At 72.6% G+C, this 16,383-nt stretch carries 14 protein-coding genes, 2 tRNA genes and 1 pseudogene; 7 read left to right on the top strand and 10 right to left on the bottom strand.

Annotated elements, in window-relative coordinates:
• The first annotated feature begins 10 nt into the window (after nt 1-10).
• Together ABD811_RS40050 and ABD811_RS40040 are read left to right on the top strand one after the other, a co-directional pair.
• Nucleotides 11-98 (top strand) — tRNA-Ser (locus tag ABD811_RS40050).
• A 783-nt stretch (nt 99-881) separates the two neighbouring features.
• The gene (locus tag ABD811_RS40040) at nt 882-1,181 is read left to right on the top strand and encodes a type II toxin-antitoxin system VapB family antitoxin (protein WP_344958289.1); all 300 of its coding nucleotides are present in this window, start codon (nt 882-884) and stop codon (nt 1,179-1,181) included.
• 437 nt (nt 1,182-1,618) lie between these two features.
• Here the strand turns inward: ABD811_RS40040 and ABD811_RS40035 are convergent, their stop codons facing one another.
• The 7 genes and pseudogenes from ABD811_RS40035 to upp all read right to left on the bottom strand — a co-directional run bounded on the left by ABD811_RS40035 (nt 1,619) and on the right by upp (nt 8,362).
• Nucleotides 1,619-2,890 carry a CynX/NimT family MFS transporter gene (locus tag ABD811_RS40035; RefSeq protein ID WP_344958287.1) on the bottom strand — a complete coding sequence of 424 codons (1,272 nt, stop codon included), beginning with the start codon at nt 2,888-2,890 and terminating at the stop codon, nt 1,619-1,621.
• A gap of 110 nt (nt 2,891-3,000) precedes the next feature.
• A complete protein-coding gene (locus tag ABD811_RS40030; protein ID WP_344958285.1) occupies nt 3,001-3,684 on the bottom strand; it encodes a FadR/GntR family transcriptional regulator in 684 nt (227 codons plus the stop codon).
• A 123-nt stretch (nt 3,685-3,807) separates the two neighbouring features.
• Complete coding sequence (locus ABD811_RS40025; protein ID WP_344958283.1) at nt 3,808-5,319, bottom strand: helix-turn-helix domain-containing protein; 1,512 nt, start codon at nt 5,317-5,319, stop codon at nt 3,808-3,810.
• A gap of 803 nt (nt 5,320-6,122) precedes the next feature.
• Nucleotides 6,123-6,644 carry a PH domain-containing protein gene (locus ABD811_RS40020; protein ID WP_344958280.1) on the bottom strand — a complete coding sequence of 174 codons (522 nt, stop codon included), beginning with the start codon at nt 6,642-6,644 and terminating at the stop codon, nt 6,123-6,125.
• Between the two features lie 7 nt (nt 6,645-6,651).
• The gene (locus ABD811_RS40015; RefSeq protein ID WP_344958278.1) at nt 6,652-6,810 is read right to left on the bottom strand and encodes a hypothetical protein; all 159 of its coding nucleotides are present in this window, start codon (nt 6,808-6,810) and stop codon (nt 6,652-6,654) included.
• Between the two features lie 354 nt (nt 6,811-7,164).
• Nucleotides 7,165-7,386 (bottom strand): annotated as a pseudogene (locus ABD811_RS40010) (hypothetical protein); the annotation flags it as partial.
• A gap of 337 nt (nt 7,387-7,723) precedes the next feature.
• Entirely contained in the window at nt 7,724-8,362 is a 639-nt protein-coding gene (gene upp, locus ABD811_RS40005) for a uracil phosphoribosyltransferase (RefSeq protein WP_344958276.1), read from the bottom strand.
• A gap of 370 nt (nt 8,363-8,732) precedes the next feature.
• On the opposite strand from upp, the gene ABD811_RS40000 reads away from it, so the two are divergent.
• The 5 genes from ABD811_RS40000 (at nt 8,733) to ABD811_RS39980 (ending at nt 11,211) form a co-directional block, all read left to right on the top strand.
• On the top strand, nt 8,733-9,029 hold the full coding sequence (locus ABD811_RS40000) for a hypothetical protein (protein WP_344958274.1): 297 nt from the start codon (nt 8,733-8,735) through the stop codon (nt 9,027-9,029).
• Between the two features lie 614 nt (nt 9,030-9,643).
• Entirely contained in the window at nt 9,644-10,129 is a 486-nt protein-coding gene (locus ABD811_RS39995) for a tRNA adenosine deaminase-associated protein (RefSeq protein ID WP_344958272.1), read from the top strand.
• Nucleotides 10,130-10,215: 86 nt separating this feature from the next.
• Entirely contained in the window at nt 10,216-10,653 is a 438-nt protein-coding gene (locus ABD811_RS39990) for a tRNA adenosine deaminase-associated protein (RefSeq protein ID WP_344958270.1), read from the top strand.
• Nucleotides 10,646-11,116: a tRNA adenosine(34) deaminase TadA gene (tadA, locus tag ABD811_RS39985; protein WP_344958268.1), complete on the top strand. Its 471-nt coding sequence runs from the start codon at nt 10,646-10,648 to the stop codon at nt 11,114-11,116. The genes ABD811_RS39990 and tadA overlap by 8 nt, the downstream gene beginning before the upstream one ends.
• A 10-nt stretch (nt 11,117-11,126) precedes the next feature.
• Nucleotides 11,127-11,211: transfer RNA gene (locus ABD811_RS39980), tRNA-Ser, on the top strand.
• Between the two features lie 132 nt (nt 11,212-11,343).
• Here ABD811_RS39980 and ABD811_RS39975 read toward each other — a convergent pair.
• From ABD811_RS39975 to ABD811_RS39965, 3 genes are all read right to left on the bottom strand, one after another.
• Entirely contained in the window at nt 11,344-11,964 is a 621-nt protein-coding gene (locus tag ABD811_RS39975) for a pentapeptide repeat-containing protein (RefSeq protein WP_344958266.1), read from the bottom strand.
• Nucleotides 11,965-12,249: 285 nt separating this feature from the next.
• Complete coding sequence (locus tag ABD811_RS39970) at nt 12,250-14,895, bottom strand: SpoIIE family protein phosphatase (protein WP_344958264.1); 2,646 nt, start codon at nt 14,893-14,895, stop codon at nt 12,250-12,252.
• Nucleotides 14,896-15,373: 478 nt separating this feature from the next.
• A partial coding sequence (locus ABD811_RS39965; RefSeq protein ID WP_344958262.1) for an EamA family transporter occupies nt 15,374-16,383 on the bottom strand: 1,010 nt, incomplete at its 5' end.

Genomic DNA, 16,383 nt, shown 5'->3' with positions numbered 1-16,383 from the left:
GCTCTGCGGCGGAGGATTCGCCTAGTGGCCTAGGGCGCACGCTTGGAAAGCGTGTTGGGGGCAACCCCTCGCGAGTTCGAATCTCGCATCCTCCGCCAGCCTGACCAGGCACAACACGTAGAGGGCGGTCCCATCCGGGGCCGCCCTCAACGCGTTCAGTCTCAGTTGACCAGGTGGCGGGGCGTCCGCCCGCCGCACCGTACGGCGAGCGGACTCACCCTCACTTCATGATCTTGTGGAGCACCCCCACGGCGGTGACCGCCAACGCCGCACCAGCCGGCACGCTGCCGCACGACGTCGCTCCGGATGGTGCATCGTCGCTGGTGCGGCCGGGACGGCCTCCCACCCAGTCAGGGGTCCAGGCAGGCAGGCCGCGCTCGTTGAAGGCGTGAATCACGGCGCGGACGGGGTCGTCGTCCGCAGTGACCAGCCGGGCGATCGCTGGCGCGGCCGGAACGGCTTCCCACCCAGTAAGGGCAGGTAGGCCGTGTGAATCACGGCGCGGACGGGGTCGTTGTCCGCAGTGACCAGCCGGGCAAATCGCCCGGGGTGCGTGTCCCGGACGCTGACGCCATGGTGATCACCGCGGCCCGGAGTGAGTTGTGCTTGTCCGGTCGCACGATCCGCTGCAGCCGGCGCTCTTCGTCCTCGGTCGACCGTCGTGCCCTGACCGGCTCTGCCAGCAGCGCTCCTTGCCTCGACGGGACGGGCTGCTGGCTACGGGCGCTGGCCTGCTGTCCCGGCGGAGAGGCCCTCGTGGGGCCTCCTTGCGTCCGGGGCTGTGATCAGGGGTGTTGGGGTTGACCGGATGGTCACCCGCGGGTGAGCGGGGCGGTTGCGGCGTCTTCTCTCGTCCCACGGGACGCCGTAGACTCAGGGGAGTGATCTTCAAGGCGGTCGGCGAGGGGCGGCCCTATCCGGACCACGGCCTGACGTCCCGGGACTGGGCCCGGATCCCGCCGCGCCAGGTACGCCTTGACCAGCTCATCAGCACCAAGCGAGAGCTGGATCTGCAGTCGCTGCTGGCCAAGGACTCCACGTTCTACGGAGACCTGTTCCCGCACGTCGTCCAGTGGCGGGGCGAGCTCTACCTGGAGGACGGCCTGCACCGCGCCCTCCGCGCCGCCCTGCATCAACGTCTGGTCCTGCACGCCCGCATTCTCGACCTCGACGCCCGCTGAGCCCCCGGACCTCCCCAGCCGTCGTGGGCTCCCGGGTTCCGTAACGGGATCAGCGGACGAGGCGCCTGCGGTCGCTCGGATCGAGTACTCGCGTCGACGCCGCAGGCGTACGCCCGCCTCCGTGGAGCTGTTCCTCCGCCCCGGCCCAGGTCCACGCCCAGCGCGGCCATCTGGTACGGCACGCCCGCCGCGTACATGATCACGGTGCCGGCCAGCATGGTGCCGACCGTGCGGACCGGGGTGCGGTCACCGCCGCGCTCGGCCAGTCGGCCCACCGAGTACCCCAGCGACGGCGACCCGGTGCCCGAGGCACCGCGGACGGACGCCGTCAGGTGTGAAGGCCGCCGCACGGCAGTGGTGCTCCTTGGTGCACTCGGCCGCCGGGCGTGTGCCGGCCGGGGACGGCGTTCGCTGTCGGCGGGGTGTGGGAGTCGGAGTCAGCGGCTTGCGGTCGGCACGTCCTCGGGGGTGGAGACCGCGGGAGAGGTGGAGGCGGCCAGGCGTTCCGGGTCGGCGGGGTTGGAGTGGACGAAGGAGGGGCGGGCCGCCAGCAGGCCGAACACGATCTCCGGGACGACCAGGGCCAGCATCAGGCCGAGGGGGACGTTCCAGCCGCCGGTGGTCGTGTGCAGGACACCGACGACCAGGGGGCCGGCTCCGGCCAGCAGGTATCCGCCGGTCTGGGCCATGCCCGACATCCGGGCCGCCACGGACGGGGTCGCGGACCGCAGGCTCAGCAGGGTGAACGCCAGCGGGAACGCGCTGCCCGTGCCGAGGCCGAGCACCGTCACCCACAGCCAGCCGGCGTGCGGGGCCGCGATCAGGCCGCCGAGCCCCACCACCATCGTGACGGCGACGGCCAGGACGAGGGGGCGCTGGTCGCGCATGCGGGCGGCGGCCATGGGGACGAGGAGTCCGAGCGGGATACCGATGATCATCATGACCGAGACCATCATCCCGGCGGTGGCGGGCGCGTAGCCCTGGGCCCGCATGATCTCCGGGAGCCAGGACATCAGGACGTAGAACATCAGCGAGGCCAGGCCCATGAACAGCGCCACATACCAGGCGAGGGGGACGCGCAGCAGCGATCCCTCGGTGGAGGTGCGGGCGTGGGGCGTGGGCCGTTCGGTGGCGTTCGCCGTCTTCCGCGTGAGGGGAATCCAGGCGAGCGCTGCCAGCAGGGACGGGACGGCCCACACGGCCAGTGCGAGGCGCCAGCCGCCCGCGTCGTTCAGGGGGACGGCGAGGGCGGCGGCGATCGCGCCGCTGCCCGCCATGAGCATCATCGCCATGCCGGTGAGCGCGCCCAGGCGGCGCGGGAAGACGTTCTTGATGACCGCCGGGGTGAGGACGTTGCCCATCGCGATTCCCGCGCCGGCCAGGACCGTGCCCGCGAACAGCGCCGGCTGCGCGGGGACGATCCGCAGCACGATGCCCGCCGTGATCAGGACCAGCGACCCGGTGATCGCGACCTCCGTGCCGAGCCGGCGGGCCAGGGGCGGGGCGAGGGCGGCGAAGACTCCCAGGCACAGGACCGGCAGCGTCGTCAGGACGCTGACCTCGACGCCGGACAGGCCGAGGCTCTCCCGCAGGTCGCCCAGCAACGGGGTGACCCCGGTGATGGCCGCTCGCAGGTTGACCGTCAGCAGGACGAGTCCGATGAGGGTCCAGACCGCGGTGAGACGGGAGATGCGCGTGGTGGAAGTCATTTCGCCTTCGTCACGAGAGGGGGGACGGCCGGGTGGTCAGCGCGAGGGGCGGGCGGCATCCGCTGGCACGTTCCAAGGAGCGCAGGGAGCGGCGGCCGCGCCGCCTGCGGTCAGACGTCGGGGCGGGCGGTCGTCGACCGGATGATCTCGTCCAGGCACGAATGCGTGGCCTGCGCCGCCGCCTGGGCGTCCCCGGCCTCGATGGCGGCCGCGATCGGGCCGTGCGGGACGTCGGTGTGCTCCATCAGCGTCCCGGCGGCGCCGATGCTCGCCCGCAGGGCCGCGCTGAAGTCGCGGTAGAGGTCGGTGAGGACGCGGTTGTGCGTGGCCTCGACGACCGCGGTGTGGAAGGCCAGGTCGGCCTCGACGAAGACGGCGTGGTCGCCGGACGCCCACGCGGCGTCGCGCCGGGCGAGCGCGGCGGTGATCGCGGCGATGTCGGCGTCGGTGCGCCGGGCGGCGGCCAGCCGGGCGGCCTCGACCTCCAGGCCGCGCCGCACCTCCAGGATCTCGGCCAGTTCGGCGGCCTGCAGACGGCGGCGCACGGCGCCCGACATCTCGCTGGTCGCGCGGACGTAGGTGCCGTCGCCCTGGCGGGAGTCCAGCAGCCCGGCGTGGGTCAGGGCGCGCACGGCCTCCCGGACGGTGTTGCGCCCGACCCCGAGGCTGGCGGCCAGCGCCGGCTCGGGCGGAATCTTGGCTCCGACCGGCCACGCGCCCGCGGTGATCTCACTCCTGAGCTGCTCGATCACCTGGTCGACCAGGGACGAGCGGCGGGCGGTGCGCAGAGTCAAGGTCCCCCCAACGACGCGGCGGCGGATCAGCCGGACATCCAGTCATCCTACGTCTGGTGGAAACGTTGCCACGCACGCCTGTATTCCGCGTCTTTCGCGGACCTGGCGCGTCGCCTGGGGGTGTCAGACCTTCCTGAGGTCGCAGTCGGCGGTCTGGGGACGGGACCGGCGCAGGCCCGCGGCCTCCAGCGCCTGCCTGTACGCGGCCGCGGCGGACTCGCCCTCGCCGAGGGTCTCGAACAGCTCGCCCAGCTCACGGAACAGATGCGCGGTGGGACGACCGGCCGGCAGCCCCTCGAGCTGGCTCGCCGCGGCACGCAGGACGACCAGGGCGGCCGTACGGTCCTGCTGCGCGATGCGGGCACGAGCCAGCACCAGACGCGCCTGCGTCGTCTTGCGGACGCGGCGTACCGCGTCGGGCCCGGGCCGAGGGGTCAGCGGAAGGTCGGCCGACGTCGACGGCGCCGACAGGGCCATGCCGGTGTCGAGGAACTCCTCCAGGTCCGTGATCGCCTCGTCGGGACGGCCGAGCGCGACCAGGGCGCGCGCCCGTTCGATCGTGCTCTCGCTGGCCTCGGCGGACGGCAGCCGCCCGGTGTCGCCGAGCAGTTCCAACGCCTCCTCCGCCGCCTGCCCGCTGACCTCCGCGGACACGCCGACGGCCCCGACCAGGCCCCGGCCCGGTGCCGTGATCTGCCCCGGAGTGGCGGACTGGGGCTCGGCGGCCGCCGCCGGCGTCGCCGAGGTCGAGAACGGCATGACGCCGCGCAGCAGGGCCTTGGCGGCGGCCAGGTTGAGCCGCGACCGCGCCAGCAGCGACGTACGGCCGGCACGGGACGCCAGCGCCTGATCGGCCAGGTACAGCGCGTCGCCGACCGCGCCCTCCTCCAGCGCCCGGGACGAGGCCCGCTGGTAGTGCGCGCTGGGGTGGTCGTCGTCACCGGCGGCCGCGTCACCCAGCCGTCCGCCCACCAGTGCCCGCCCCAGTGCGTGCGCGCGGTCGGGATCGGACCGGTCCACATACGCCAGCAGCAGGATCCGGCCGATCTCGGTGTGCTCCTCGCCCACGGTCAGCCCGAGCCGCCGCAGCCGCGCCAGCGTCCGCTCGCCGAGCGCGATGGCCTGGCCGAGGTCTCCGACGGTGTGGTAGCAGCGCGCCAGCGCGATCACGGGGGGCAGCCAGCTCGTCCGGCCCGGGTCGCGTTCGGCCTGTTCGCGCAGCTCCTCGAACAGCGCGATGGCCTCCTCGGTGCGTCCCAGCTCCTCCAGCGCCCGGGCGCGGCCCCAGCGGGCCCGCGCGGTCAGCTCGGGGTCGTCGCTGCGCGCGATCACGTCGTCGAACCCGGCCGCCGCCGTGCCCGCGTCGCCCGCCAGCAGCGCCAGCTGCGCGTGCCGCTCGCGGACCTCCAGGTGGGCGCGCTGCTCCGGCTCCACGCCCTCGGCGAGGTACTCCGGCGTGCAGCCGAGCCGCTCGGCCAGCATGCGCAGGACCGTCGGCGTGGGCGTCCGCTTCCCGGACTCGATCAACGAGATATAGCTGTCTGAAAGGTCGTGACCGGCGAGCTGTGCCTGCGAGAGGCGTCTGGTGAGCCGCAGGTTGCGGACACGTTCGCCGACGTTGCCTGGACCCGGCATGTGAACTCACTTAGCGGAAGTAATCAGGCGGCTGGGGTGCCGACATGATTGCACATTGCGGGTTAACGCACATCGAGAGTAACGAAGCGCCAGGGGTGCGATCATCCCCCTCGGTCCTGGCGGCTGATTATGGTCTGCGGGTGTCGCCGGCCGTGGCCGCTCCCGCCCGCGCGCCGTGGCCGGTGGACGCGACGGCGCCGCGCGCGGCGACCCCCTTGTCGTCGCGGGAGGCGTCCACGCGGGTCGGCCCGGCCCCGCCGCACGTCACGGGGTGTGCTCCGGCCCGCGAACGTCCCATGTGACGATCACAATAGCGGGTGCCTATCACAATATCCGGCATCACGGTCAAAGATCATTGATTCGGCACGGCGGACCGGTCCGGGCCGCCGAACGCTCGGTCGTTCGCGCAGGCCACCGCCGGCTCCGGCGGTCCGCGGAGGGTCGCGGCGCACGCGGCGCGCTGGCGGCGGTGTGCGGGTCGGCGTGCACGGCGGGGCCGGGCGTCATGGCCGTTTCGCAGGCGGGTCACGAACTTGTTGGACGAAACGTCCAGCGACCTTGAGCGCGGCCTTCACCCGTCCTCAACTCGGAGGGTCACCGCCCGGCCGCGGAAAGCCCGGAACGGCCATGGCCCCACTGATTCCGCAGCCGCGAAATCCCGCATGGCGCCCGGGATTCCCGGCCCGCCCGGTCTTCGCGGAAATACCCTCCTCCGGCACCGGTCCGGCAGCGCGGGCGCCGCCCTGTCGGTGCTTGAACCGGACGGACCCACCCTGGGCCGCGCCCCGGAACGACCGGGATCCTCAGTCGCCGTTCTTGTTGGGGAAGATCATTTCGCAGACTTCGAGGTACAGCTGCTCGGGGTAGGGCAGGTAGTCGACCGTGCGCAGGGCCTGGTCCTGACCGGCCGACTCCAGGACGAACTCGCCGTACCCCAGCATCCGACCGACGATCGAGCGGCGGAAGCTCATGTCCGTGACCTTGGCCAGCGGCATCATCGCGACCTTGCGGGTGATCAGGCCGGTGGTCAGCAGCATCCGCTGGTTGGTGATCACGAAGTAGTCCACCGACCACTCGGCGACCCGCCAGACGAACCACGCCAGCAGCGCCAGCCAGGCCCACCAGATCCAGCTGATCACTCCGCCCGCGTCGCTGGCCACCGTGTTGCTCAGCACCCCGGCCACGATCAGGCCGCCGAGCACCAGGCCGACCGGGAGCATGAGCACGGCGGGGTGGCGGCGTACGGTGATCACCTGCGTCTCGTGCGGCAGCAGGTACTTGTTCACCGACGCCGGAGCGGAGTCACCGGGCGTCACCAGCCTCATCGGGGCCTCAGGCGAGTTCGGTGACGAAGGTGGCCAGGGAGTCGGCGACGGACGCGATGCCGCTCGCCGCGTGGTTCACCGACTGCGCCGCGCCGCCGGGCTCCCGAATGACATAGAAGGCCACAAAGGCCATGGCGGCCCACGTGACGTACTTCTTGGCGGGCACTACTGCCTCCCGGAGCGCGACGACCCACAGACCCCTGGTCAGTTTCGCACAGCCGCGACCCCGGGCAAAGCATGCTCAGGGTGCGTTCCCTGTGGCGCTGCGTGGCGTGTGCGGCAGATCGGCACGACGGTCGTCGCGTCTTCGCTCCTCGCCGTCGTCGGGCGGAGGCATGGCCCGTCCGTCGGGCCGCCGCTCGACACGGTGGCGGCCCCGCGCGTCGCCGGCCGCGGCCCCGTCAGCGTCGTGACGCGCCTCCGTGTCGTGCCCTGTCCCCTGACCGGGCTCGTGCCCGTCGGCTCGGTCGGCCTCGCGGCGTTCGGCCTCGCGGCGCTCCGCTCTGCGGCGCTCGGCCCGCTGCTTCTCCGCCGCCACCATCGCGAGCACCTGCAGATGCTTGCGTGCGATCTTCTCCACCAGGCCGGGCGCGGCCGCCCCGGTGACCTCCTGCGCCCCGTAACGGGCCGCGGCCACGCACCGCGTCACCGTCTCCGGAGGATGCACCCCCACGAATTCCTTTTTCAGGCGGTCGCCGATCTCCTCGTAGACCGACGGCTCGCCGTCCCCTTGGTGAGCCATCACGTTTCCTCGAGACTCGCTCACACCGCCCCGGTCCCGTTACCCATCCCCTGTGCGCCAGGGCGGTGGAGGGGAACGATCAGCACGTTCCGTAGCACCTTACTACCCACGGTGATTCTCGGCGGAACATCGAGAGTTCCGGCACACAGCCGAACAGTCCCGCAATGGCCCCACGCCCCACGTTCACCGCCCCATCCCTAAGCAATCCACTTCGCGTCCAGTGGCAAAGGCCGGACGCCCCCATGGCAGACGCATCGGGACAGAGGCATCAGCCACAGAGGCAGGCCCATGCCGCGTGGGTGTGCGGCCGGCGCGGTATGTCAGGGGCGGTGGGTCGTCAGACGACGCCGTAGAGGCGGTCCCCCGCGTCGCCCAGGCCGGGGACGATGAAGCCCTGCTCGTTGAGGTGGGAGTCGACGGCGGCGGTCACCACCCGGATGGGCGCGTTGGTGCCTTCGAACACCGCTTCCAGGTACTTGAGGCCCTCGGGGGCGGCCAGCAGGCACAGGGCGGTGACGTCGGTCGCGCCGCGGTCGATCAAGAGCTGGATGGCCGCGGCGAGGGTGCCGCCCGTGGCGAGCATGGGGTCGAGCACGTAGCACTGGCGGCCGGACAGGTCGTCGGGCAGGCGCGTGGCGTACGTCTGGGCCTGCAGCGTCCCCTCGTCCCGGATCATCCCGAGGAAACCGACCTCGGCGGTCGGCAGCAGCCGGGTCATCCCGTCCAGCATCCCCAGTCCGGCCCGCAGGATGGGCACGACCAGCGGCTTGGGGCTGGCCAGCCGCACGCCCGGCGCGTCCGCGAGCGGGGTCTGCACCGTCACCTCGGCGACGCGCACGTCCCGGGTGGCCTCGTACGCCAACAGGGTGACCAGCTCGTCGGCCAGGCGGCGGAACGTGGGCGAGTCGGTTCGCACGTCCCGGAGCGTCGTGAGCTTGTGCGCGACGAGCGGATGATCCACGGCGAGGGTCTGCATGGGCACACGGTAGCCCACACCAGGCGATTTGCCGGACATCCGCCGCGAGCGGATACGAGCCCGGTGAGCTGGGCAGTATGGGGCTATGAGCCGCGATCGCAATCAGCGGCCGGGGGACGCGGCCCCGGCCCGTGAATCCGTCCCTGACCCGCCCGGAGGGGCCCGGGCCGAGAACGCCCCGCAGGCCCGGGCCGAACACCGCAGGGCCCCTCGGGCACAGACGCTGTCCCCTCGCGACGCCGAGTCCCGGTCCGGATGGCCCGTCGACGGCCCCGGAACCGAATCGGCCCCGCCCCGTCCGGACGCGGTCGGCGACGCGCAGATCGCCGCGGACGCCGGAACCGCACAGGACGCGCGGGACGTTGAAGCCATGGGGGAAGCCGAAACCACCGAGGACACCCAGGCCATGAGGAACGGGCAAGCCGCAGAGGAAGTCCCAGACGACGACGGGGACGTCCGGGGCGCCAGGAACGGCGACGCCTCGGCCGACATGACCTCCCACCACGACATGACTCCCGAGCAGGTGCGCGAACACCTCCGCCGCCGTGCCATCTTCCTGCGCGAACTCGCCGAAGCCCGCGAACTGCGCCGCCGCGTGACCCCGCACCGCTCACGCCGGGCCCGTATCCACGCGGCTCTGCGGCGCCGCACCTTCCGTCTCCACTGAAACGGACCCGGATTCCGGGTCACGAACCCGCCCAGGCGGACGACGACGCACCGCCCTGCTCCCTCCGGCCGGTATCCCGTCGTCCCGCCCCACCACTACCCGAGCGCCGGGTGATTCGATCGCCCTCGCCCGGCGCTCACGCCCCGCCCAGGGCATTCCGGCCGTCTCCGCGAGTACCGGGCGCCGGTTGCCGGCCGCCCCTCCCGCAAAGCCGGACATTGTGTGATAACCAGCACATCCGGCACTGGGAACGGGCCCGTGCGCCCGGTTGGCCGGCCCTGGCAGCGGCGGCCTGAGAAAGTCATCCTCCCGGCTCGACGGGATGTCGCCGTCCGGTGGCTGTCGCGAGCGAGGTCATGTAGGCCGATGACGGGCGTCGCGACGGCTTCTAGCTGTGGAAGTGCGACGGCGGCGCGGGCCTAGGCGGGAACGTCTTGGTGCGGCGCCACTGGACGGCCATCCACCCCTTCAAAAGCACCGCGGCACGTCCGCCGGGCTGCTGGTCGTTCGCCCATTTCACAGGCCGGGGCTGCGCCGAGTTTGGCGGTGGGGCACGCGAGCAGCCTCCGCATCTGGGAGCATGCCCTCGCAGGAACGGCGCCGGTGGGGTGGAAATGACGGATGTGGACGCGACGGACTTCGCCGTCGTGGTGTACCGGGAGGACGACAGCTGGGAGGCCGGGGTCCTCCCCGTCGCGCTGACCGAGGACCTGGCGGGGCTGATCCACGCCCTGCGGCAGCAGCCCAGCATCGGCGGCACCATCGGCATGGTCTCGGTGGGCGACGACTTCTTCGTGGCGATCCGGCTGCTCGGCGACGAGGTCATGGTGTTCCTGTCGGACGTCACCGCCTCGGTCGACTGGCCGCTGGCCGGTCAGGTGCTGGAGTACCTGGACATCCCGATCCCCGAGGACGAGGAGCTGGACCAGGTCCTCCCGGTCGGGGACATGTCGATCTTCGCCGATCTGGGCCTGGACGAGATGGAGCTCGGCGCGATCTCCGGCGACCTGGAGCTCTATCCGGACGAGATGCTGCTCAGCATCGCCACCCGGCTCGGCTTCGCGGCCGCCTTCGAGCGGGCCCTCGACACGATCAACTGACCCGCGACCGTCCGGCCTGCGGCGCCGGACGCCGGACGCCACCCCGGGATTGTGACCGGCGCAACATTGTGCGTCACAATATCTGGGTGTCCTATTTCGCCGCCGTCTTCGCGCAGACCCCGCAGGGCTGGGTGGGGACCGAGGCCATGCTCTCCGAAGCCGAGGACGTCGACGACGTCGCCGATCTGATGCGCGAGGCCGCCGTGGAGTCCTACGGCGATCCGGTCGTGCTGCTGGTCGAGGAGGACGACGAGTGGTTCGCCATCGTCCGCCTGGACGGCGAGGGCGACCCGCGCGCGTTCGTGTCCGCCGCGCGCGGCGACGGGCTCGGGGCGCTGTTGCAGGAGCTGGTCGGGGACGTGCCCGACGGTGAGACCGCGGGAGATCTCCACCTGCTGGACGACCTCGGTGTGGACGCCGAGCGCCTCGTCGAGCTGGGCGAGCGGGCGCTGCCCGGCGACGCGCTGGCGACGATCGCCGAGCTGGCCGGGTTCGGCGAGGAGTTCGACCGGCTCCGTGACTGACCACATCGCCGCGTACGAGGCCGCGATGCGCCTGGCCCTGGCTGAGGCGCGCCGCGCGGGCGAGGCCGGGGACGTACCGGTCGGCGCCGTCGTCCTGGACGCGTCCGGCACGGTGATCGGCACCGGCCACAACGACCGCGAGCGCACCGCAGACCCCACCGGGCACGCCGAGATCGTGGCCATGCGCGCCGCCGCGTCGGCGCTGGGCGCGTGGCGGCTGGCCGGCTGCACCCTCGTGGTGACGCTGGAGCCGTGCACGATGTGCGCCGGGGCCGCCGTCCAGGCCCGCCTCGACCGGATCGTCTACGGCGCCGTCGACCTCAAGGCGGGCGCGGTGGGGTCCCTGTGGGACGTCGTCCGCGACCGCCGCCTCAACCATCGGCCCGAGGTCATCGCCGAGATCCTGGCCGCCGAATGCGGCGCACTGCTAACCGAGTTCTTCGCGCACCGCAGAGTCGGGTAGGCTTCCCCGCGGTGGTGTCGCCTAGTGGACGAGGGCGCACGCCTCGAAAGCGTGTGAAGGGCAACCTTCCGTGGGTTCGAATCCCACCACCACCGCGTCGCACAGGGAGCCGTGCGTCCGCCATCCGCGGACTCACGGCTCCGCTGCTTTCCGGGGAGCCTTGCCGGTGTGCTCGCGGCGGCGGGCCGCGCCACCTGGCTCCCGCGACCTGTGGCCGTCGGGCCGGTTCAGCCTTCCTTGACCTCAAGGCCGAGGGCTCGCGCGATCATGATGGCCTGGTAGGGGTCGATCACCGCGCGGGCCAGGGACGCGGTGTGCGGGTCCAGGGACGACAGGTCGCTGCCGCGCAGGTCGCATTCCGACAGGTCCGCCTGGTGCAACCACGCGCCGGAGAGGTCGACATCGCGGAACGACGCCTTCGCGCACCGCGCGCCCGTGAGGTCGGCCTCCCGCATCCGCAGCCGCCGGAACGAGCATCCGCGCAGGTCGGCCCCCGGCAGGCCGGTGAACGACCAGTCGCCGCCCTCCGCCCTGAGCAGGCCGTAGGAGCAGCCGTCGAACATGCTGCCGACCAGCTTGCATCCGGTGAGGGCGGTGTCGAAGAACGAGCACCGGACGAACGTGCAGTTCACGAAAGCTGTGTCCGTGTAGGCGGAGGCGTTGAACCGGACGCCCCGGAACGTGCAGTCGGTGAACGCCGCCCCGCGCCCCGACGTCTCGGTCATGTCCACGTCCACGAATTCGACGCGGGTGTGCTCTTCTCCGGACACGTCCCGGCCGTCCCAGTCCTCGGAACGGACGGTGCTGTCGGTGGGCGGCGCGGGCCGCCCGTGCCTGCGGTCGGCCATCGTGCTCCGTTCCTCGTGTGCGCGTCCGCGCGACGCTACCTCAGCTCACCGACAGTACGGCCTTGCCGCGCAGCCGCCCGGGAGGCCAGAGCGTCGATCACCTTGGCGGCCTCCTCCCAGCCGCTGCGGTGCCCGCAAGGCACTCGACGTGCTCCTGACGGGGCTGCGGAACAACCGGACCGGAGCTTCGTGACGGGTTCGCGTCGGCCGTCCGCCAGGGCACGCGGTGGCCGTGCCACCCCGTGATCTCCTGTGGCGGGCGTCCAGGCGCGGGCATGACCCCGATCAGCCCTGCCAGTGGTCGACGGCGCCGGCGGTGGCGCAGGGATGGCCGGGGTGGGGGATGCGCTGTTCGATCCAGATGGTCTTGCCGCCGGGGCTGTAGCGGGTGCCCCAGCGGTGGGACAGGGCGGCGACGAGCTGGAGGCCGCGGCCGCCCTCGTCGGTGGGCTCGCTGCGGCGGATCAGCGGGGTGGTGAGGCTGGCGTCGGAGACCTCGCAGGTCAGCGTCCAGCTGCGGATCATGCGCAATCCGATGGGGCCCTTGGCGTGCCGGACGACGTTGCCGACCAGCTCGCTGACCAGCAGCTCGGTGGTCATGAGGAGCTCCTCGCCCAGCCCCCAGGCCGCGAGCTGGGCGCGCACGTGTTCACGGGCCAGCCCCGCGGCCCTCGGGTCGTCGGCGAACGTCCACGAGACGACGTTCTCCGGGGCGAGCCGGTGCGTGCGCAGGACGAGCAGGGCGGCGTCGTCGGCGATCGGCGCCTGGGCGGGCAGCAGGGCGCGGGTGACGGTGTCGCGGACCGCCCGCAGCGGCATGTCCGGCTCGTCCCGCAGCGTGTCGGTGAGGGTCTTGGTGAGATGCGCCATGCCGGTGTCGATGTCGCGGTCGATCGCCTCCACCAGGCCGTCGGTGTAAAGGACGAGCAGGCCGCCGTCGCCGAGGCGCGCGGCCATGGTGTCGAACGGCGGGGCGGCGGCGCCCAGCGGCGGGTTGCCGGCCGCCGTCAGGTAGGCGGCGGTGCCGTCGGGGCGGACGATCGCCGGCGGCGGATGGCCCGCGCTGGCGAACGACAGGACGCCGGTGACGGGGTCGTAGACGCCGTAGAGGCAGGTGGCGAAGTACTCCTCGCCGAGGTCCCCGACGATCGCGTTGAGCCGGTCGAGGATGTCGTCGGGCGGCAGGTCCAGCTCGGACAGGGTGCGCACGGCGGTGCGCAGCCGTCCCATGGTGGCGGCCTCGGCGATGCCGTGGCCCATGACGTCGCCGATGACCACGGCGACCCGGTCGGACGACAGCGGGATGACGTCGTACCAGTCGCCCCCGACCTCGGCGCCGTACCCGGCGGGCCGGTAGTGCGCCTCGGCCGACAGGCACGGCAGCGCGGGCAGCTCGCGCGGCAGCAGGTCGCGCTGGAGCTCGCGGGCGCGGGTGGCGGCGTCGTCGTACAGCCGCGCCCGCTCCAGCGCCTGGGCGATCAACCCGCTGAGGGCGGTGAGCAGGGTGCGTTCCTCCCGGCTCAGGTGGCGTGAACCGGCGAAGCTCAGCACCCCCGTGCCGATGACGCGCCCCGACGCGATCAGCGGCAGGAACGCCCGCGCGTCCTTATCCTCGGCCATCGGATACCCGGCCACCCCCGGATAGCGGGCGACGATCTCCTTCGCGGAGGCGAAGAATAGCGGGACGCGGGTGCGCAGTGCCTGCCCGAAGGGCGAGTCCGGCGGGAACGGCGAGCCCGACAGCCGGTCGATGAACTCCTGGCTGTACCCGGCGGCACCCGTGATCAGCATGCGTCCGTCCTGCACCTCGCAGATGAGCAGACCGCTGGCGTGGAAGGCGGGCAGGACGCTCTCCGCGACGGCGGACACGACGTTCTGCGTGGTGACGGCCTCGGTGAGGGCGCGGGTGAGCTGGTCGATGAGCGCGGCGCGGGCACTGGCGGCGCGGACCGCCGACAGGAGGCGCGCCACCGAGTTCAGGGCGGCGTGGTCCTCGTCGGTGTCCCACGTGGTGTCCCAGGCGGTGCCGGCCAGCCGGATCACCCCGCCGGGCTCGTCCACGGTGATCGTGGCCCGGATCCGCAGCCTGCCATAGGAGCCGTTGGTGTGCCGCACCCGGAACTCGGTCTCGTACCTGGAATCCGACCGCATGGCCCGGTCCAGATCCTTGCCGACGTTCGGCAGGTCGTCGGGGTGGATGACGTCCTTCCAGCTTTCGAACCGCTCCCTGGGGCCGTGGAAGTCGATGCCGCCGATCAGCCCGCTCAGCGATTCGCTGTAGACCACGCGGCCGGTGACGAGGTCGAGCTCCCACGTCCCGGCGGTGCCCGCGGGCTCGACGTCGCCGGTCTTCCCCGCGTGGCGGACGGCCCCGGCGGTCGAGGCGTCCGGGACCGCGCGCAACAGCACCTCGGCGGCCTTGCGCGCGACGTCCTGCAGGAACTGCTGCTCGTCGTCGGCGGGCTCGGCGTCCGACGGCACCAGCACGGACAGGGCGCCCAGCGAGCCGGCCGGACCAGGCAGCGGCACCGAGATCATTCCGGCGGCGACGGGCAGACGGGGCGGCGTGGGCCGCAGCGCCTCCTCCGACCATGCGGCGGGCGACTCGATGACGGGCCGCCACACCGGGCGCCCGGCGCGTCCGGCCTCGGCGGGCGCGGCCGAGTCGCCCTGCGGGATGATCTGCCAGGCCCGGGTGAACGACGAGGGCAGCCCGCTGCTGGCCGCCAGGCTCAACTCCCCGGCGACGCCCCCGGCCCCCAGGTGCGCCATGCCACCCAGCCCGCCGAGCTCGGCCATGGCGTGCGCGAGCGCGGACCGCAGGACGTCGGTGCCGCCGACACCGGGATCCACGGCCTCGAGCAGCCGCAGCCGTTCGTGCCGTACCCGATCCGGCCGCTCCTGCGGACCTTCCACAAGCCCTTCGCTCACCCAGGCCCTCCTCCCTTGGCCGATCCGTCCGGGCCGACGGTGCCCGCGCACCGGTGCCCTTCGCGGACGACACCTCCATGGGCTCTGGTGATACCGCATCGAACCGTGGTGATTCCGCCAGTAACGATAAGCTCACAAGCGATCGAGCGGCCTGCACTGTATGCCTCGTTCCCCGGTTTTAGCAGTTTTTGATGCGGCGTTGGTGGACATTTAGGAGATGTCGTCCGCCGGGTGGAACCGGCGCGTCATCCTGCGACACCGCGGCCGACTGCTCCGGACGTCACCCCACTTCAGGAGCGCCGCGGCGGGACACCCGGCGCCATCGGCCGCGTTTCTCTGCGCCAATCAACCCGCATCATAGACAAATCGCCGCAATTGGTGTCTATGTTGAAATTCCATCCAATGGTGGGCGCTTCGCGGACGGCGGCAGTCCGAACGGACAGCGGCGGCAGCAACCGAGAGGGCAGCGAGCGGGGTGTCAACCGGTCGTGACCAGGGCGACGCCGACACCGGCCACCACCAGGCCTATGCGCTGGACGCCACGCAGCCGCTCGCCGTGGACGATGCGGGCCAGCAGGACGGTGATCGCCGGATACAGGGAGGTCAGGACCGCCGCGAGGCTGAGCACGCCGCGCTGCGCGGCCACGAAGTACAGCGCGTTGGAGAAGGCGTCGAGCGCGCCGGACAGCAGCGCCATCCCGACCAGGAACCGTCCCGACACCGGCGGCCCTGTCAAAGCGCCGCGCAGGCGCATCACGACGATCACCGCGGCGCCGACCACCAGCAGGTTCCCGGTGCGGGCGGCGACGAGCGGCCACAGCCCCGCGTCGTCCCCCGCCCCCTTGAGCAGGATGAAGAAGGCGGCGAAGCAGGCACCCGAAATCCCGGCCATGATCGGCCCGTCGTCCAGGACCCGCCAGCGCTCCCCGCCGGAGCCCTGCCGCCTCCGGCGCCCGGCGTCCATGACGGGCCACGGCCCGGCCGCACCCGCCCGAGGCTCGTCGCCCGCTCCGCCTTCGACGACCGCGCCAGGGCCGGGCACCGGCGCCATGGCCCGTCCGTCGTCCACCTGACCCGCCGCGACCGCTTCCCTGATGATCGGCACCGCCTCGGCGGTGTCCGCCGCGTCCGCGGAGGCCGGATCGGACTGCATGCTGACGAGGGCGATGGCGACCAGGCACAGCAGCACGCCCACCAGCACCCCGATGGCGAGCCGTTCACCGCGCATGGTGCCCACGGCGACCGGCAGGACGGCGGCGGACAGGGCGGAGACGGGCGCGATCACGCTCATCGGCCCGCGGGCCAGGGCGCGGAAGAAGACGATCAGCCCGGCGCCGCCGGCCAGGCCCGCGCCCAGCCCCCACAGCGTGGCCGGGCCGGTCGGGGAACCACCGGCCGCCAGCGCGGCGACGAGGACCACCACCAGTCCGGCCGGCACGCACCAGATCAGTGCCCGCAACTCGGTCGACCGACGTGCGACGGTGCCGC

The sequence above is a fragment of the Actinomadura miaoliensis genome, assembly GCF_039536785.1.
GTDB classification, from domain to species: Bacteria; Actinomycetota; Actinomycetes; order Streptosporangiales; family Streptosporangiaceae; genus Spirillospora; species Spirillospora miaoliensis.
This window is presented reverse-complemented; position numbering and strand designations above follow the sequence as displayed.